The sequence below is a fragment of the Chryseobacterium sp. Leaf201 genome, assembly GCF_001421435.1.
In the GTDB taxonomy this organism is placed as follows: Bacteria; Bacteroidota; Bacteroidia; order Flavobacteriales; family Weeksellaceae; genus Chryseobacterium.
Genome location: NZ_LMKA01000059.1, coordinates 38,290 through 57,601, shown reverse-complemented (window position 1 = coordinate 57,601; position 19,312 = coordinate 38,290). Strand labels below are relative to the sequence as shown.

General features: G+C 41.1%; 14 protein-coding genes, 2 tRNA genes and 3 rRNA genes. 7 read left to right on the top strand and 12 right to left on the bottom strand.

Features of this window, described 5'->3' with window-relative positions; genetic code table 11:
• Nucleotides 1-166: 166 nt before the first annotated feature.
• The 5 genes from ASE55_RS07135 to rrf all read left to right on the top strand — a co-directional run bounded on the left by ASE55_RS07135 (nt 167) and on the right by rrf (nt 5,459).
• A 16S ribosomal RNA gene (locus ASE55_RS07135) occupies nt 167-1,683 on the top strand.
• Between the two features lie 207 nt (nt 1,684-1,890).
• A tRNA-Ile gene (locus tag ASE55_RS07130) sits at nt 1,891-1,964 on the top strand.
• An 89-nt stretch (nt 1,965-2,053) separates the two neighbouring features.
• Nucleotides 2,054-2,127, top strand: a tRNA-Ala gene (locus ASE55_RS07125).
• A gap of 206 nt (nt 2,128-2,333) precedes the next feature.
• A 23S ribosomal RNA gene (locus ASE55_RS07120) occupies nt 2,334-5,096 on the top strand.
• A 255-nt stretch (nt 5,097-5,351) separates the two neighbouring features.
• A 5S ribosomal RNA gene (rrf, locus tag ASE55_RS07115) occupies nt 5,352-5,459 on the top strand.
• Together the 16S, 23S and 5S rRNA genes with 2 tRNA genes alongside form the textbook arrangement of a ribosomal RNA operon.
• A 397-nt stretch (nt 5,460-5,856) precedes the next feature.
• Here rrf and ASE55_RS07110 read toward each other — a convergent pair.
• The 12 genes from ASE55_RS07110 to ASE55_RS07055 all read right to left on the bottom strand — a co-directional run bounded on the left by ASE55_RS07110 (nt 5,857) and on the right by ASE55_RS07055 (nt 17,528).
• Nucleotides 5,857-6,381, bottom strand: a complete 525-nt coding sequence (locus tag ASE55_RS07110) for a hypothetical protein (RefSeq protein WP_238585009.1) — start codon at nt 6,379-6,381, stop codon at nt 5,857-5,859.
• 10 nt (nt 6,382-6,391) lie between these two features.
• Nucleotides 6,392-6,937 (bottom strand): hypothetical protein, encoded by a 546-nt coding sequence (locus ASE55_RS07105; protein ID WP_238585008.1) that lies wholly within the window; start codon nt 6,935-6,937, stop codon nt 6,392-6,394.
• Nucleotides 6,927-9,659, bottom strand: a complete 2,733-nt coding sequence (locus ASE55_RS07100) for a carboxypeptidase-like regulatory domain-containing protein (RefSeq protein ID WP_056217120.1) — start codon at nt 9,657-9,659, stop codon at nt 6,927-6,929. The genes ASE55_RS07105 and ASE55_RS07100 overlap by 11 nt, the downstream gene beginning before the upstream one ends.
• Nucleotides 9,652-10,458, bottom strand: coding sequence for a WxL protein host-binding domain-containing protein (locus tag ASE55_RS07095; protein ID WP_056217118.1), 807 nt, complete (start codon nt 10,456-10,458; stop codon nt 9,652-9,654). Before ASE55_RS07095 ends, ASE55_RS07100 begins: the two co-directional genes overlap by 8 nt.
• Nucleotides 10,459-10,552: 94 nt before the next feature.
• Entirely contained in the window at nt 10,553-11,131 is a 579-nt protein-coding gene (locus tag ASE55_RS07090; protein ID WP_056217131.1) for a hypothetical protein, read from the bottom strand.
• A gap of 166 nt (nt 11,132-11,297) precedes the next feature.
• Nucleotides 11,298-12,902: a hypothetical protein gene (locus tag ASE55_RS07085; protein WP_056217116.1), complete on the bottom strand. Its 1,605-nt coding sequence runs from the start codon at nt 12,900-12,902 to the stop codon at nt 11,298-11,300.
• Nucleotides 12,903-13,048: 146 nt separating this feature from the next.
• Nucleotides 13,049-13,843 carry an SDR family oxidoreductase gene (locus tag ASE55_RS07080; protein ID WP_056217113.1) on the bottom strand — a complete coding sequence of 265 codons (795 nt, stop codon included), beginning with the start codon at nt 13,841-13,843 and terminating at the stop codon, nt 13,049-13,051.
• On the bottom strand, nt 13,844-14,284 hold the full coding sequence (locus tag ASE55_RS07075) for a hypothetical protein (RefSeq protein WP_056217112.1): 441 nt from the start codon (nt 14,282-14,284) through the stop codon (nt 13,844-13,846).
• A complete protein-coding gene (locus tag ASE55_RS07070) occupies nt 14,284-15,507 on the bottom strand; it encodes a 3-phosphoshikimate 1-carboxyvinyltransferase (RefSeq protein WP_056217109.1) in 1,224 nt (407 codons plus the stop codon). The genes ASE55_RS07075 and ASE55_RS07070 overlap by 1 nt, the downstream gene beginning before the upstream one ends.
• Nucleotides 15,508-15,582: 75 nt before the next feature.
• Nucleotides 15,583-15,909, bottom strand: a complete 327-nt coding sequence (locus ASE55_RS07065; protein WP_034678907.1) for a nucleotide pyrophosphohydrolase — start codon at nt 15,907-15,909, stop codon at nt 15,583-15,585.
• Nucleotides 15,909-16,100 (bottom strand): hypothetical protein, encoded by a 192-nt coding sequence (locus ASE55_RS07060; RefSeq protein WP_056217107.1) that lies wholly within the window; start codon nt 16,098-16,100, stop codon nt 15,909-15,911. The genes ASE55_RS07065 and ASE55_RS07060 overlap by 1 nt, the downstream gene beginning before the upstream one ends.
• A 15-nt stretch (nt 16,101-16,115) precedes the next feature.
• Complete coding sequence (locus ASE55_RS07055) at nt 16,116-17,528, bottom strand: hypothetical protein (RefSeq protein WP_056217103.1); 1,413 nt, start codon at nt 17,526-17,528, stop codon at nt 16,116-16,118.
• A gap of 186 nt (nt 17,529-17,714) precedes the next feature.
• Between ASE55_RS07055 and ASE55_RS07050 the strand changes: the two genes are divergently transcribed.
• Both ASE55_RS07050 and ASE55_RS07045 read left to right on the top strand, forming a co-directional pair.
• Nucleotides 17,715-17,966, top strand: coding sequence for a type B 50S ribosomal protein L31 (locus tag ASE55_RS07050; protein WP_027387566.1), 252 nt, complete (start codon nt 17,715-17,717; stop codon nt 17,964-17,966).
• 103 nt (nt 17,967-18,069) lie between these two features.
• A complete protein-coding gene (locus ASE55_RS07045; RefSeq protein WP_056217100.1) occupies nt 18,070-19,230 on the top strand; it encodes a GlmU family protein in 1,161 nt (386 codons plus the stop codon).
• Nucleotides 19,231-19,312 lie beyond the last annotated feature (82 nt).

Here is a 19,312-nt window from a genome sequence, read left to right as displayed (position 1 = left end):
GATTAGAAATAAAGTTTTACTTTTGCACACGCAAATACGGCAAAGCCCAACGACAGAAAAGGGTAGCCGGGGAAGCGGAAGAAAAGAGATCATTGAAAAAYAGATATAACAACCAAGTAAGGAAAAACTAAAGCGTAAAATAACTTTGAGTGAGTCAGACAAACATACAATGGAGAGTTTGATCCTGGCTCAGGATGAACGCTAGCGGGAGGCCTAACACATGCAAGCCGAGCGGTATTTGTCTTTCGGGACAGAGAGAGCGGCGTACGGGTGCGGAACACGTGTGCAACCTGCCTTTATCAGGGGGATAGCCTTTCGAAAGGAAGATTAATACCCCATAATATATTAAGTGGCATCACTTGATATTGAAAACTCCGGTGGATAGAGATGGGCACGCGCAAGATTAGATAGTTGGTGAGGTAACGGCTCACCAAGTCGATGATCTTTAGGGGGCCTGAGAGGGTGATCCCCCACACTGGTACTGAGACACGGACCAGACTCCTACGGGAGGCAGCAGTGAGGAATATTGGACAATGGGTTAGCGCCTGATCCAGCCATCCCGCGTGAAGGACGACGGCCCTATGGGTTGTAAACTTCTTTTGTATAGGGATAAACCTTTCCTCGTGAGGAAAGCTGAAGGTACTATACGAATAAGCACCGGCTAACTCCGTGCCAGCAGCCGCGGTAATACGGAGGGTGCAAGCGTTATCCGGATTTATTGGGTTTAAAGGGTCCGTAGGCGGACTCGTAAGTCAGTGGTGAAATCTCACAGCTCAACTGTGAAACTGCCATTGATACTGCGGGTCTTGAGTAAGGTAGAAGTGGCTGGAATAAGTAGTGTAGCGGTGAAATGCATAGATATTACTTAGAACACCAATTGCGAAGGCAGGTCACTATGTCTTAACTGACGCTGATGGACGAAAGCGTGGGGAGCGAACAGGATTAGATACCCTGGTAGTCCACGCCGTAAACGATGCTAACTCGTTTTTGGGTCTTCGGATTCAGAGACTAAGCGAAAGTGATAAGTTAGCCACCTGGGGAGTACGTTCGCAAGAATGAAACTCAAAGGAATTGACGGGGGCCCGCACAAGCGGTGGATTATGTGGTTTAATTCGATGATACGCGAGGAACCTTACCAAGGCTTAAATGGGAATTGACCGGTTTAGAAATAGACCTTCCTTCGGGCAATTTTCAAGGTGCTGCATGGTTGTCGTCAGCTCGTGCCGTGAGGTGTTAGGTTAAGTCCTGCAACGAGCGCAACCCCTGTTACTAGTTGCTACCATTAAGTTGAGGACTCTAGTAAGACTGCCTACGCAAGTAGAGAGGAAGGTGGGGATGACGTCAAATCATCACGGCCCTTACGCCTTGGGCCACACACGTAATACAATGGCCGGTACAGAGGGCAGCTACACAGCGATGTGATGCGAATCTCGAAAGCCGGTCTCAGTTCGGATTGGAGTCTGCAACTCGACTCTATGAAGCTGGAATCGCTAGTAATCGCGCATCAGCCATGGCGCGGTGAATACGTTCCCGGGCCTTGTACACACCGCCCGTCAAGCCATGGAAGTCTGGGGTACCTGAAGTCGGTGACCGTAACAGGAGCTGCCTAGGGTAAAACAGGTAACTAGGGCTAAGTCGTAACAAGGTAGCCGTACCGGAAGGTGCGGCTGGAACATCTCATTTTAGAGACTCGTTTAACGAGTATAAACAAAATTAGTATCTTCGGATACAAGTACTTACTTAAAGTTTAAGCTTTAGTTTTTTTATTGGTTGCTATGTTATATAAAATACAAACCCACTAGAAATTAGTATCAGGGAAGAGAGATAGAGTATATGTAAAGGATTCAGTTTGAAAATAACTTATCACTCATAACTCATGACTCGTAAAAGAGTCTCGTAGCTCAGCTGGTTAGAGCGCTACACTGATAATGTAGAGGTCGGCAGTTCGAGCCTGCCCGAGACTACTAATTGCAAAAGACGGGAAGATATGAGATAAAAGACATCAGATGTTAAAGTCTGAGCTCTGGAATCTTAAATCTGAAGTCTACTAGAGGGGGAATTAGCTCAGCTGGCTAGAGCGCCTGCCTTGCACGCAGGAGGTCAAGGGTTCGACTCCCTTATTCTCCACATATTGTACTTAGTTACGCGAGTAATAAAGTATAATGTATGAGGGTAATAAAAGAAAGTGTATGTTCTACATAATGACGGAGCCGTCATTAATACGCTTCACTTGATTGCTTAAGTACAAGAACAAAGATCATTGACATTAACGGTAAAGACATCACAAAGAGAAAACCGAGCACTTATAAGTGCTTGAGTAACCTAAAAATAGGAAAGAAATCGTTAAGGGCGTATGGCGGATGCCTAGGCTTTCAGAGGCGAAGAAGGACGTGGTAAGCTGCGAAAAGCTGCGGGGATCGGCACACACGAATTGATCCGCAGATGTCCGAATGGGGCAACCCGGCATGTTGAAGACATGTCATCTCGTCTTCGGACGAGAAGCAAACCCGGAGAACTGAAACATCTAAGTACCCGGAGGAAAAGAAATCGAAGAGATTCCGTAAGTAGTGGCGAGCGAACGCGGATTAGCCCAAAAGCTTTTATATGTTTAATAGAATGTTCTGGAAAGAACAGCCGTAGAGGGTGATAGCCCCGTACATGAAAGGCATATTTAAGTGATAAATGAGTAGGGCGGGACACGTGAAATCCTGTCTGAATATGGGGGGACCATCCTCCAAGGCTAAATACTCCTGAAAGACCGATAGTGAACAAGTACTGTGAAGGAAAGGTGAAAAGCACTTCGAATAGAAGGGTGAAATAGAACCTGAAACCGTACGCCTACAAGCGGTCGGAGCCCACAAGTTGGGTGACGGCGTGCCTTTTGCATAATGAGCCTACGAGTTAATTTTACTAGCGAGGTTAAGGACTTAAGGTCCGGAGCCGGAGCGAAAGCGAGTCTGAATAGGGCGCATAGTTAGTAGGATTAGACGCGAAACCTTGTGATCTACCCATGGGCAGGTTGAAGCTCTGGTAACACAGAGTGGAGGACCGAACCGGTTGACGTTGAAAAGTCTTCGGATGACCTGTGGGTAGGGGTGAAAGGCCAATCAAACTGGGAGATAGCTCGTACTCTCCGAAATGCATTTAGGTGCAGCGTCGCAACAAAGTTTATTAGAGGTAGAGCTACTGATTGGATGCGGGGGTTTCATCGCCTACCAATTCCTGACAAACTCCGAATGCTAATAAATGTTCTGCGGCAGTGAGGGCATGGGTGCTAAGGTCCATGTCCGAGAGGGAAAGAACCCAGACCAACAGCTAAGGTCCCCAAATATATGCTAAGTTGAAACAACGCGGTTGGACTGCATTGACAGCTAGGATGTTGGCTTGGAAGCAGCCATTCATTTAAAGAGTGCGTAACAGCTCACTAGTCGAGCGGTCCGGCATGGATAATAATCGGGCATAAGCATATTACCGAAGCTATGGATTTATAATTTATTATATCTGGTAGGAGAGCATTCTGTTTGCACCGAAGCAGTATCGTGAGGTATTGTGGAGCGTACAGAAAAGAAAATGTAGGCATAAGTAACGATAAAGGGGGCGAGAAACCCCCTCACCGAAAGACTAAGGTTTCCTCAGCCATGCTAATCAGCTGAGGGTTAGTCGGGACCTAACGCGAACCCGAAAGGGGTAGTGGATGGACAATGGGTTAATACTCCCATACTTGCTCACACTAAAAAGGGGACGGAGTGCCGTACCTGCTGGAGACTGACGGAATAGTCAAGGCCTAGCCTTCGGGCGAAGCTGCTGCAGGGAAAGTGCTTCCAAGAAAAGCCGAAGTGAAGCAACCCGTACCAAAACCGACACAGGTGGTCGAGGAGAGAATCCTAAGGTGCTCGAGTGAGTCGTGGCTAAGGAACTAGGCAAAATAGTCTCGTAACTTCGGAAGAAGAGACGCCAGCAGCAATGCTGGCCGCAGTGAAGAGGCCCAGGCGACTGTTTATCAAAAACACAGGACTCTGCTAAATCGAAAGATGCTGTATAGGGTCTGACACCTGCCCGGTGCTGGAAGGTTAAGGAAGGGCGTTAGCAGCAATGCGAAGCGTTTGACTGAAGCCCCAGTAAACGGCGGCCGTAACTATAACGGTCCTAAGGTAGCGAAATTCCTTGTCGGGTAAGTTCCGACCTGCACGAATGGTGTAACGATCTGGGCACTGTCTCAGCCACGAGCTCGGTGAAATTGTAGTATCGGTGAAGATGCCGATTACCCGCAATGGGACGAAAAGACCCTGTGAACCTTTACTATAACTTCGTATTGACTTTGAGTAAGTAATGTGTAGGATAGGTGGGAGGCTATGAAGCGGGCACGCTAGTGTCTGTGGAGCCAACGTTGAAATACCACCCTTTACTTACTTGGAGCCTAACTTCTTTTAGAAGGACATTGCGTGGTGGGTAGTTTGACTGGGGTGGTCGCCTCCAAAAGAGTAACGGAGGCTTTCAAAGGTACCCTCAGCACGCTTGGTAACCGTGCGTAGAGTGTAATGGCATAAGGGTGCTTGACTGTGAGACCTACAAGTCGATCAGGTGCGAAAGCAGGACATAGTGATCCGGTGGTTCCGTATGGAAGGGCCATCGCTCATAGGATAAAAGGTACTCCGGGGATAACAGGCTAGTCTCCCCCAAGAGCTCACATCGACGGGGAGGTTCGGCACCTCGATGTCGGCTCGTCACATCCTGGGGCTGGAGAAGGTCCCAAGGGTTGGGCTGTTCGCCCATTAAAGTGGCACGCGAGCTGGGTTCAGAACGTCGTGAGACAGTTCGGTCTCTATCTATTGCGGGCGTTAGATGTTTGAGAGGGCTTGATTCTAGTACGAGAGGACCGAATTGAACAAACCTCTGGTGTATCAGTTGTACCGCCAGGTGCACCGCTGAGTAGCTACGTTTGGAAGAGATAAACACTGAAAGCATATAAGTGTGAAACTCGCCTCAAGATGAGACATCTTTTAAGGGTCGTGGGAGATGACCACGTTGATAGGCTACAGGTGTAAAGTTGGTAACAGCATAGCCGAGTAGTACTAATTACCCGTAGATTTATAGCCTATTGGTTACAACCAACAAGCCTTATAAGTGCAACAATGGTTTTGCCTTTGTGATGATATTTACCGATAAAANTACTAATTACCCGTAGATTTATAGCCTATTGGTTACAACCAACAAGCCTTATAAGTGCAACAATGGTTTTGCCTTTGTGATGATATTTACCGATAAAATTTGTAAAATGTAGAGGGTAAAAAGTATAATGTAAAATACATTGTACAAAATACATCCTACATTCCTACACTATATACAACCTTTAGGGTGGTTTTAGCGGTGGGGCTCACCTGTTCCCATTCCGAACACAGAAGTTAAGCCCACCAGCGCCGATGGTACTGCGAAAGCGGGAGAGTAGGTCGCCGCCAGTCTTTATTTAAAACTCCTTCATTCCGATGAAGGAGTTTTTTTTGTTTAATACATACCGGCTGAATCTGCAATAATCAATTTTCAAACATCTCTCAACTSAGGATAATTATATACCTAAATCTAATTATATATTTATAGATAAGATTTTTGTTCGCTATTACACATGCATATCTATGCATTTGAAGATATCTGGGACAACATATAATATTCTAATAAGCCTGAAATATAGATATCTTCAGCGCTCAGATAATACGCGGATGATTCTATCTTGAATAAATATTCAATATAAAACAGGATCAAGAGCTTCTACTTTCATTTCAAATAGTGTTGTTTAGGTATTATTTGACTTATAATGTTACCGAGACAATCCATCGATTATTACACATTTTATATTAACTCCTATAAAGCACTTATTGTAAAAATAATCCGGCTGTTGTACGTAGCTGCAGGAATAGTAACTGAAACACCGGATAATTGCAGCTGGACGGGAATATTCGTATAAGAAGCCAATGCAAGTGTAGCCTGAATACGGAACAGTTCCACATCGGTTAACGGAATCATTACATAAGAAGTTCCGCCGGTTAGCGTGCAAGCTACACAGGCAGTTGTCCCGTTTCCGGTTCGTCTTGCCTGTAAAATTAAACTGCTGTCCCAATTAGGATTGGGTTCATACCGTACGGTTATTTTACCGTTTCCTAATAATAACGGTACACTGGCATTTAACAATACCTGATTACTGGCGCTTTCATAAGTCCCCGAATAATTGCTGCCTGCTTCTGTAATGGATGGAACAGCTACAGTCCAGTTATTTCCCCCAACAGTAAGAACCCGTTGTGATTTTACATAACAGGAAATAAGTAGAAAAACAGAAATAATACTTTTATAGAAGAAGACTTTATTTAACAAACTATTATTATAGATCATGTTTTTACAATTATTCAGTAATGGTATAAGTGATGATAACCGGAGTATTTGTTCTGGCAGATAAATTAGCATACGTATTTGTAGTTAAGCTTATGCTCAATTGGTGACCATTGTTAGCGCCATTCCCGGTGAAGGCACCTCCGATCCCGCTGATGATGATTTGTGCAGCTGTCGTAAGTGTTATCTGTGCAGAAGGTATACCTAATATTCCGCCTCCGGATCCTGAAGCTCCTGAAGCCTGAATCTTTATATCAACTCCTGGAATCACCTGATTAACGGATGCCGTAATTCGTCTGCTTATCCCTCCCAAAGCTATCGCTGAAGTATAATTAACCCATTTAGTCATATTGACAGAAGGTAGGGCTACAGGCCTTCCCGCATCTGCAGGTGCAGAATAGCTTAAAGTAATCGGGCCGCTGGGCTCAACATCCATCAATGTTACTACGGGTAAGGTTACGGCAACAGTTCTGTTTCCTGTGCTCTGGGCGGATATTCTACAGGATACCATCAGAAAAATCACCGTATTTATTCCGAAATGTTTCATTCTACTTCTCATTATACGTTACTTTAATACTTTCCTTTTGAAATTTTATTTCTGATGGCTGTTTGATCACATGGATCATAAGTTCTTTTATTTCTGACGATTTTAATATAAACTGAAAGCTGTCAATGGGAATTTTATATCTTTTGTCCAAACCGTTTCTGTATACTTTTATGTTCCATATCCCGGGACGCAGATAAGTAAAATCATATTTTTCTCCCATACCAACTATTTTTCGGTACGTCTGGTCACCGTTGGATGCTTCCAGGATTAATTTTTCCTTCTTCTTATTTTCTTTTTTAGGTGGAATGCTGGTAAAAACCGGTGTACTTTCACTTTCGGAATAACGGATGTTTCCCTTGATCTGCCCGGCTGACAGCAATCCGAAATTGAATATGTTTTCTTTACCGGCAAGCAGTAATGAAGCTGGAAAATTAACATCAGGAATATCATTGATGTCCGTTGTTGACCTGTCAATCTCCAGAATATAGTTTCCGGGGATAATGTTTTTAAAGGTATAATTTCCGTTTTTATCAGTTACCGACAGATGATTGCCCAATGTCAGGCGGATTCCCTCAATCTTTTTTACTCCGAGATTCTTAACGGTTCCCGAAAGGGTTGTGTAATCTGCTATTTTTTGCGTTGGGACATTAAGATGTACAGCATAGCGCAATGAAAAAATAAAATCTTTATGGTCGAGTTCTCCGCGTTGTAAAGTATATCTTCCCGAAACATCAATTTCATGTCCCGGAAATAACCGGCGGTGAAAAAGGATCTCCAGAAGATTCCGGTCCGCATAATAATCTTCCGGCATGTAATTGTTCTGATAAAAAAGGCTGAAGCTCATGCGGTCTGAAAAACGACTGAAGATTCTCGCCCCGTAATAGAACTGTTTCTGCTGCTGCATCTGATACCGGGATGTATTGGCATAACTCCCATAGAGATTAAATGAAGTTTTAAATTTTTCAAATCCTATATTCGCGGTATAGAAACTTGAGTTTCCGGAAAATCCACTCAGATAATTATCTGTTTTTCCGAATTGCCCTTCCATATTCAGCTGGAAAATCCCGATCTGCTGATCAATGCTTATTTTGAAAAAACGTTCTTTGTAATCAAATTCTTTAGGCATCAGCCGGTCTTCATACCTTTGGAACCCATTGTACAGCATTACAGATCCGCTTTTCAGATATCTGTACTGTAAGCCATACTGCAGAAATTTCCGGTAGGGAGCAGCAAGAAACAGTGTATCCCTCTGGAAATTTCTGGCATCCTGCACATAAGTTGCCAGCACATTTATTTTTTTTGAAAGCCTGTACTGGAGATTCCCGTTGAACGTACTGGTATTGTTAAAATAGCCGGCATATTCAGGGCCTGATCTCGTATACATGATATTCCCGTTAATCTTTTCAAAACCAGCAGTGGCCTGAAGCATAAAAGCAGTTCCGTCCGTATTATTGGTTTTACTGTAAGAAGCTTCCCCGGATACTTCAAGATGGTTGTTAAGCTTAAACTTTCCGGCGAGATAAGGCAGATGCGCATCAGAATCCAGTCTGAAACCTGAGAACCCAGGTCCCACATTTTCCCTTCTTGGCACCTTGTATAAATATCCGGCTGTAATTTCCGATTCTCCGGCGAGCCTGAATTTCGAGTAGATATTAAACTCATCTTTGATATCCCGGAAGAATCTCGGGTGATTGTAAAATCCGCCCACGCTTACATTCTTCATGTCAAAACGGATTTCTGCACCGCGGCCGTACCTCGCATACTCCGTTAAGAAGGAGGATGAATAATTCTTATCTCCCAAATGAAAAAAAAAATGGTCCTGTTGGTAATTGATAAAATACTCTTCATACTGCGTAAAAGAATTAAATTCCACAGGATTTTTGGTGACAGCCCGAAATTCCAGCAGGTGCTGATTGTTTTTATCAAGGCTTCCTTTGCCATATACTTCACCCTGAAAACCATTATTATATTCGCCGCGGTTTCGCATTCCGATGAAAGAAGCAGAAGCTTTTACAGGAAGCCGGTGGAAAATGTCATCTTCTTCAGGTTGTACAGAAATTATTTTTACACCGGTATAAGCGATTTGCTTTTCCTTTATATTATCTTCAGAATATGCGGACAGGCTTATATTCTGATATTCATTCTTACCCAGATCAGGGTTCGTTTTTTTATGTACGGTAATTATCTTCCCTTCTCCCGCAGATAATATTAAAGATGTTCCTTCAATAACAGCAGCACTTATACTTTCCAGAATAACATTTTCAGATACATTTCCGTTATTTTTCAGCAGGAAAGAAGCTTTAATCGTTTCCCCCGCTTTTACAAAGTCCGGAGCATTTAAAACACTGACTGAGATTTTCCGGTTTCCCGAAACCGTTAATTCGGAATTCTTAATCCACTTTTCACCGGTGTTTTTTTCTGTCCCATGCAGAGTGACGCTGTATTTTCCCTGAGGAGTTTCTGCAGCAATTTTTATAGGAACAATATAAATGCTGTTTTCATGAGCATTGATTTTTAGTTCCCCGCTTTTTAAAATAGGTTGAATATATGGATTTGAAGTGGTCACAGAGACTTCATAAACAGGACTCCCGGAAGTTCCGTTTTCTATTATAAAAGAAACAGAAGTGGATGTCCCCGGCTGCAGACTGTCTTTATTGCTGTCAGGATTTTTTCTTTGGGCAATAAGCAGTGCCGGGAACAGCAAAGTAAAATATAATACATACTTCCTAATCATTCTTTACTTCCAATTCGACATTGAGGGCAAAAGCATTGTCGTCTTCATCCGTGGCAATCAATACGGCATTATAACCGGCGGGCGGTATTTTATCCAGATCAATAAGGAAAGATTTGGAAGTCTTCGGCAATAGTCCCATAGCCTGGCTGGAAAAATTACCGATTTTCTGTCCGTTCTTTTTATGGTAGATTTCCGCAGTTACTGTTGGCTTGCAGTAAAGCGTCCCCGTGTTGGTTATTGCTACTTTAAGAAATTTCCTGCCATCTTCTTTTTCAATCTTTACACCTTCAAATTTCAGATCCGAATTTGCTTTTTCGGAGTTTACATCGGTTATAATCTGTATGGCATACCGGACAATGGATGTGATATTGACACCCTGCCGGTCATTGTCAGGTTTAATGTCTTCCACAGGTTCTACAATAATCACGCTCCAATGGCTCCCTTCATCAGGATCCTGTTCCGGAATTGTTATTTCATAGAAAATTTCTGTTTTCTCTTTTCCTTTTAAAGAAACAAGATTTGTATTAAGCCTTATCCATCCTGCATTGCTTTTCTCGTTTTTAGCCTTGTCCGGAGTCGTATAATTTGCAGTTCCGTCAGACTGATAAGTAAAATCCTGTAGAAACAGTTTTACATTCTGAGGCTGGCTGCTTATATTCTCTATTGAAATTTTTCCTTTGTAAACCTGTCCGTTTTCTACCTTATAATGATGGGTAAGGCCGTTAAGGATCACAATATTAGCCTTTGATAAGCATGACAGGATCAAAAAGATAAACAAAAAGGAGGCGTGCTTTATCATTTTAATGTAAAGTTTAAGTTTAAAAAAATCACAGTAAATAGTAAGAAGCCGGTAAACAGCTTCTCCTGATTAAGACACAAAGGTTTTTCAGGCCTTAGTTATCAGAAATGGTGTAGGTTACTGTAGCTACAGCTGTAGTCGTTGCCTCCAGATCTGCATACGCAGCAACGGTGCCGGTTCCGCTTCCCGGAGCCAGTGCATAGGTAAGATTGTGACCGTTGTTTGCACCGTCACCCGTATAAGCACTTCCGATCCCGGAAATAAGGGTCTGGTCAGCTGCACTCAGTGTTAATTGTGAAGAAGGCACGCCTAAAGTTCCTCCGCCTGCTCCTGTTGCCGCAGCTGCTGTTACCCTGATATCAATCCCGGGAACCAGGGCATTTAGTCTTACGGAAACATTCCGGGTAGCATCAGTAACAGATTTAATTGAAGAATAATTAAGCCACAGGGTATTGTTGGTCCCGCTTGCTACAATAGGAAGACCGGCTTCAGTAGGAGCGGTAAATCCTAAAGTAATGTTTTTGTTGGCGGCCGGTTCTATGTCTACCAGTGCAACTTCAGGGATGGTAATGCCAATGGTATGGTTGTCCGTATTGGTATCCTGTGCATTTAATTTTGAAGAAGCTGTCAATGCACATACAGACAGCACTAAAGTAAAGGTAACTTTTTTCATGGTATTAAGATTTGTTTTAAAGATGATAAAATTCAATATATGATGAAATATATTTTCGTGCAATTTGTTGATTTTTAAACTAATGGTTTATGATTTCAATCAGTATTACAAAAAAAAGTCTTACCCGGCAGACGGATAAGACTTGTTATTTTAAATATGGCAGCGTTTAAAATCTGCTCAGGATTCCCCAGTGAATTTTAATATCATTGAATTTAAAAGGGTTTCCGAATTCATTACCGTTGGAAAGCTGGAAGCTCATCAGGCCGATCGGGATAAAGAAATTAAACCCGAGCCCGACACTGTAGAGTTTGGGTTTTACATTCAGCGATTTGTTGTTGAGCTGGCCGTATTGCCCGAAGACATCAAAGAAAGCCTGGCTCCCGATAAGATAGCGGTACTCTAAACCTCCGTAATAATAAAAGTCGGCGGCGAGGGAATTTTCATTAAAGCCCCGCATGGAATTCCAGCCTCCGAAGCGGTAGAGCTCATTGGCAGAAAAGTCGATTTTAGAGTCCATCATGGCTCCTTCCGCTTTCATATTGAGAAAATGGTTGCCGTTGATATGGTAATTATGCTCCCCGAAAAAGTAAAACTGGTTCTGCGGAGACCTGATGTTATCTTTGGTGTAGTTTGTCATCAGATAGTCATAGCCCGCATTAATCCTGGTCTTGTACAGGAACAGATCAATATCTGTAGGTTCCACCATTTCAAACCAGATCCCGATTCCTTTTTTGTTGTAATCTTTTCCCTGGACATACAGGGTATCAATGATACTTGAACTTTCAAAAGTTCCTCTCAGACCGAGCTTATTCCTTGCATTAAGGTGATAATAAAATGCGGGAAGTGCTTTTACATTGGCAAAAGTAGAATCCTGCCTGAAGATATTCACCTTCATATTCAGCCCGACATTGGATTTGAAAAGATACGGGATATCCGTCTGCAGGTCAAAAGTCTGGCCTTTGTCCGGGTTTCTCTGCCAGTACAGATTTACCGTTTCAAAACCGTTGAAGATATTCCTGAAATTAACGTTCAGCGTTCCGTTTAGGGTAAACTTATCGGTTTTATCATTACCGAAACCGATCACCCCGTCAAAGCTGTTTGTTTTTTTCTTCTCCATGAAAAGGTAAATACTCGTGGAGTCTTTTGTAAATAATGTCTGCGGAGGACGTTCCAATGTAATGAACTGGTGGCTCTGGAAACTTTTATTAATCGCGATAAGGTTTTTATCGTCATAGGTTTTCCCTTTAAATTCCTTTTCGAGGTTTTTAATAAACCTTTTCGGGACACCGGTGTAACCTTTTACCACAAACCCGTCAATCGTTCTTTTATTGTTTTTATTGATATCAAGCTCTACCACAGGATACCCGTTTTTCTGGCCCTTGTATCTGGACTTGATCCTGCTGAAGGCAAATCCGTCATCAATATAGGTTTTGCTGATTTTTTTCTTGGTGGAATCTAAATTTTTAGTGAAAAACTCCTTCTGGATCTTAGTGCGCAAGGCAATAGAATCTGAAAGGCTGACATAGGTTTCATTAAAGTTTTTCCCCTTGTCATACATAATTTCCGTGCTGTCTCCTTTTTTCCTGACTTCTTTCAGCTGTGTGAAAAAATAGTTGTTCTGGGCAAGGGAATCCAGGAATTTCACGGCAGCAGCAGAGTCATTTACTTTTTTTCTGACTTTGGTTTCGGTATCAATAAGAAAATAACTCTTCTTCTGCGCCTGTACAGCAACGCAAAAAAGGATAAAGAATATTTTTAAAAATAATTTCAATTAATACAAAAGTTTAAAAAATATCGTTGTTTGTCATTTCTTAAAAAGTCAGATGCTTTGCACAGATTCCTGCGGAATGACAAAATGCCGTTTATTTTGATTAAGGATGACACTTAAAATAAAAAGCTTAATAAGTTTAACTGAAACTAAGCCAGTTTATTATATTTCTTCATTAAATTCTCATAAGTTCCCTGGGGTAAGATCCATTTCAGAGGAACCCCGATTTTCTGCCCGAATTTACCGAAATAATAATGAGCTTTCCATTTATTTTTAGTTAAAAGTCCGTCAATATATTCCGCTACTTCCAGCGGTTCCGTTCCGTCGCCCACATGAGAATTCATCAAGGCATATACTTTATCAAATACATTTTTATAAGGCTCCGAAACTTTTGTCTTTACACGGTTTTCAGCGATATTGGTTTTGATGTCTCCCAGATGAAGCGAACAGACATGGATATTCCACGGATAGACCTCATATCTCATAGCCTCGGTCACTTTATCCAGCGCTGATTTTGAAGCCGAATAAAATCCTCGGAAAGGCAGTCCCATTTCGCTTCCGATGCTGGAAACATTGATGATCTGTCCGAACTGATGTTCACGCATTTTGGGCATTACGGCAGTCATCATCTGAACAGATCCAACCAGGTTCAGATTAAACAATTTCAGGATATCTTCTTTGGTGGAATCTTCTACAGCACCTACCATTCCCATTCCGGCATTATTGATCAGTACATCAATCCTTGTTTCTGTTTTCAGAACTTCTCCAATGGCATTCTGTACGGCATTATTATCTGTAATATCGGTCGGAATAGATGTGAAATACTGACTTTCGGTGAATTTCCGGCTTAAGCCATAGACTTTATGTCCTTTCTTCCCGAAATATTCTGCTAGTACGAAACCTATTCCTGATGAAGTTCCGGTGATGATGATTGTTTTTGACATTTAGTCTAAATTTTTTGAGTTTATAAAAATAATAATTTCATCAGTATTAAATTTTGCAAATATTGAATCTCCGCTTATATGGTTTATTAAATATAATTTCCCATTGTATTTAATAGATTTATCTTTCTCTTTTAAATGTAAAAAAGCAAATTCTTTCTCTTCATTTGAATAAGGATGGTCAAAAAAATTAAACTTTTCCACAAAAATGCTTTCGTTGTGAGGTGTTATTCTTTTAGATAAGATATTCCATTGATAAATCCATCGATTTATTACTAGATAGTTTTTATTTTCAAATCTCACGAAGCAATCTTTTGGATAAATATTAAAATGATCTTTTTCGAATCTTGCAATAACAACTTGATAATCTTTCTTTAGAACTACAAAGCCTAATAAAGCTAATATTGAAATTAAGGAGAATGAAAAAAATATTACTTTTTTCATTACGCAGTAAATATCTGAGACAAATCTTCCCAAAACATCGGATATGATTTTTCCACTACATTTTCGTCTTCAATATTCAGTTCGCTGATCAGGCAGAACGGAGCAAAGCTCATGGCCATCCTGTGATCCTGGTAGGTTTTGATTGAGATATTTTCTTCTGGTTCATTGAAGCCGACTGATTTAATGGCAGAATCTGTAATTTCAGTTTCAGCACCCAGTTTTTTCAGTTCATTATACAGAGCCAGCAGCCGGTCGGTTTCTTTTACCCGTAAAGTCCCCAATCCTGAGATTTCAAAAGGGATTTTTAGTGCTGCTGCCGTTACGCAAAGGGTTTGGGCAATATCCGGACAGTTGTTCATATCCAGGACAATCTTTTCCGGAAACCGGAAATCAGGATCCGGCTGAAGGGAAATTTTATGTTCGCTTTCCGTAAAAACGGTTTTAATTCCGAAAAATTCATTATAAATTTCTGCAATCGCAGCATCTCCCTGGGTGGATGTTTTATAAAAGCTTTTTAAATGAATGGTTTCTCTTCCTAAGGCTGCAAAAGAATAAAAGTATGATGCGGAGCTCCAGTCACTTTCCACTTCATAATTTATAATTGATGAATGATTATTGATGAATGGTTCAACTTTGATCGTGTTTCCGATGAAACTGTTTTTAATTCCGAATCTGGATAAAATATCAAGCGTCATTTCAATGTATGACCTTGAAGTCACTTCGCCGACAAGATTAATGTCTAACCCATTTTTCAGTTTTCCAGCTATCAATAGGAGGGAAGTGATGAACTGGCTTGAAATATTTGCCGGAACATCTACTTTAGTTTGAGTGATTTTTCTTCCTTTGATTTTCAACGGGGGAAAACCTTCATTCTCCAGATATTCAATTTCAACGCCCAGATGCTGTAAAGCGGCAACAAGATTTTTAATCGGCCTTTCTTTCATTCTTTTGGAACCGGTAAGAATGGTGGTCTTTCCTTCCATAATCGAATAGTAGGACGTAAGAAAGCGCATGGCGGTTCCGGCATGGTGAATATCCACCGTTTCTGTATTTTCAGACAGGGCTTTTTTAAGCAGCTGTGTATCCTGAGAGTTGGAAAGATTCCCGATCTGTATACCTTTAAACAGACTTTCTAAAATCAACAAACGATTCGAAATACTTTTCGAACCGCTGATCTGTACTGTTTTATCTTTGGTTAATTTTGACTTTTCTAGCTTCTTCATTCTTCAGATTTCAGATCCAAGACATCAGATTTCAGATATTTCCCCTCTGGTTTCTGCAATCTAATATTCAGGATCTTATTTTAATTTTTCATTATTCTGATGCCGGTCCTTATCCCGATCTGTCTTAATTTTCATCTTTTTATCAAAAGCTTCCTGCAGATTCACGCCGGTCTGGTTGGCTAAACATAAGGTTACAAACAGCACATCGGCCAGCTCTTCGCCCAGGTCTTTGCTTTTATCGCTTTCCTTTTCGCTCTGTTCACCGTATCTTCTTGCGATAATCCTTGCCACTTCGCCCACTTCTTCCGTCAGCATGGCCATATTGGTCAGCTCATTGAAATAACGGACACCGATGGTTTTAATCCATTCATCAACTTGCTGCTGCAGATTGGTAATTTCCATTATGCTTTATTATTGATCTGTTGTTCTAAAGTGGCTATCTTCGTGTTCAGCGCTTTCAGCTCATCTTCATGATCAGCTGATTTGCCGATAGTTTCTGTAACGTCAGCTACCTTTTTAAAGAATTTTCTTACAGCAAGGTAGACCAATACCAGTACGATAAAAACAGCTATTTTAAAGATATTAATCTCCATTTATGTAGTATTGATTTAGAAATATTGATAGGCTCCCAAAGTAGGATTGGAAGTTCTTGAAACCTCTGCAATATCCGTAGGAACGGTTGCTGCAACAGTGGCATTTCCTTTTCCGATAGCCGGAGAATTCTGCTTCACCCTTAAGTTCATCTGTGCCACAAAATAGTTGACAAACAGAGGATCTACGTTTTTAACCGACTGGATGACACTTGCATTATTTTCAAACGGGAAACCGGCCTCAGAAGTACCGGAATATTTCAGCAGGCAGTTCTGAAAAGTAAAGTTGAACATCTGCCCCGGCGTCTGCTCGAAATTTACGGCATTATCACGGTCAGAATATACAATACTGTTCCGTACGTTAAGGATTAACGCACCCTGTTCCGTCTGTCCTGATGCATTGGTCCATTCATTGGTGGCAAAAATTCCGTTCCTGTTGTAAGAACTCAATATATCAGAATAATTAACAAGGGTAGAGTGGGTATAATTATGGGTGCCGCCTTTAAAAATCCCTACAGCAGATTCGCCGCAGTTATTCGTCACCAGGTTTCTGGCATTCACGGTAGAGGCAACAGCATAAATACCGTACTCCTGAAAAGTGTGAATGAAAGAATTATTTATCGTAGCATTGGCCTGCTTTAATTCCAGTCCGGTAGCACCTCCGAAAAGCCTTGCATAATTCATGGTAAGGGTAGATCCCGCTTCCATTTTAATGGAATTCCAGTTTTTAGGAATCGTATCATAAGCAGGATCGTTCCGGTCTCCCCGCAGAATAACATTATTGGCTAATGTTCCGTTGATGTTTAAAGATGCTCCGGACAAAACTTTCATTCCACTGTTTTTATGGAAATATACTTTAGTCCCCGGCTGAATATTCAGGTTAACATTCTGATCGACTGTTAAATCGCCGTAAATTATTTTAGCCTTATTGTTGGTCCATGTTGCATCAGTAGTAATTATATTCGGATTGGTTGAGCTTTTGATGAAGAATTCTGCATCTTGAACCACAGAAAACAAAACCACACGCTGTTCCCCTGCAGGGCTCTGGAATAATATTTTATCTTCGGCAATAGCCTCCGGGCCCGTGGCTTCCGGTGCAATTTCCACGAAAATATACAAACTGTCTTTCTTTCTCAGCGGAACATCTTTAAAATCATGCCCCGGTTTTCCGTCTACATTGATTTTATATAGAGAGGACGCTCCTTTTTCAAGATGGATTCTCGGGATCAGGATGTCTTTATCTTCATTGTTGTATACTTTTACCGCGTAGGTTTCAGAACGGACCTGGTGATAAACGGTATCGCAGAAAACCGTATCCCTTGAAAAGCTTAATTCCTGAGAAGGCGCATCAAAACTAATGTCGTCCTTATTACATGATACAGCCATGACAAGCATCCAGAAAGAAAAAGCCAGTACTAATTTGAATTTCATCGAAATTAAAGTTTAAATAGATTTCAAATGTAACGAAAATACTTTAATTTTCATATCTCTAAAAAATTATTGATCAGGTATTTGTATATTTTAAAAAATATTGTATTTTTGCAACCTAAAATTAGCAGAGAAATACCATTACTATTTCGAAAGCAAAAACTTTAATTTTTTTTTAAAAATTGTATTATGAAAAAAGGACTTCACCCAGAAAATTATAGACTTGTTGTTTTCAAAGATATGAGTAACGACGAAGTATTTCTTAGCAAATCTACTGCTGAGACAAAAGACACCATCGAATACGAAGGTCAGGAATATCCATTGATCAAAATGGAGATCTCTTCAACGTCTCACCCTTTCTACACAGGAAAAACCAAATTGGTTGATACTGCAGGTAGAGTAGACAAGTTCATGAACAAATACAAAAAATTCGCTAAGTAATTTTTTGCAATTAAAAATATTTAAAAGCCTTTCGATTTTCGGAAGGCTTTTTTTATTGTAATTTTGTCACTACTGAATGTTAAACTTTAAACCTGACTGAACGATGCAATTGGTATTTTCAGATGCACAATACTGGGAAGATTTCCTTCCGCTTACTTTTACCCGCCCTGTTGCAGAAATGCGGTGCGGCATCCTTACCTTCTCCGAAAGATGGCAGAAAATTTTAAGTAATACAGAAGTTTCTTATTTTACGGAAACTTATTTACAGGATAAATTTACAGAGCCTGAAAAAAAAGAAAGCCTTTTTCTGGTAACGAATTTTTTACCGACCGAAAATATAATTCAGCAGATTAAAGATCTGAAGCAGGGCGAAGCTTTGGTGTATGAAGATGAGCTGGTGGCCGCAAAAATCAATATGGATGGTTTTTCGCTGCACCAGATTGAAAAGATGACCGATATTAAAGAGGAACTGGTGTTCTTTAAAAAGCCGTCGGACCTTTTTACCTATAATAAAGAAGCCATTGATTTTGATTTTCAGCTTTTGACCCACGGAAGGACTTCTCAGGAACTTTCATCAACCAACGGATTATTGGGAGATAAGAAAGACCTGTTTATCGAAGAAGGGGCCCAGGTTGAATTTTCCACATTGAATACCAAGACAGGGAAAATCTACATCGGCAGAAATGCTGAGGTCATGGAAGGCTGCCATCTCCGCGGCCCCATTGCCCTTTGTGAGGAGTCCAAATTTAACTTAGGAGCTAAAATTTACGGCGCGACAACCATTGGTCCGCACTCTAAAGTAGGAGGAGAAGTCAACAATATTATTATTTTCGGATATTCCAATAAAGGGCATGACGGTTTTGTGGGGAATTCCGTGATCGGCGAATGGTGTAACCTGGGAGCCGATACCAATTCATCCAACCTGAAAAACAATTACGGACACGTAAAATTGTGGAGCTACAGAACCAAAGCTTTTGAAGATACGGGATTGCAGTTTGCCGGATTAATTATGGGCGACCATTCCAAGACGGCCATTAATACCCAGTTGAATACTGGAACCGTTGTAGGCGTTGCTTCCAATATTTTTAAAGAAGGCTTTCCTCCGAACCTGATTGAAAACTTTTCATGGGGCGGATTTAAAGGCGATGAACGTTTCAAATTAGACAAGGCCTACGATGTCGCCGAGAAAGTAATGGCCCGAAGGAAAGTGCCTTTAACAGAGCAGGACAAAGCGATTTTCAAATATATTTTTGATACGTATTAAGAGAATAAAATAAAAACTTCAAAAAAATTGAAGTTTTTTGTTTTTTGATGTAATAGAATGTAAAAATTGATTGTCTTACTTA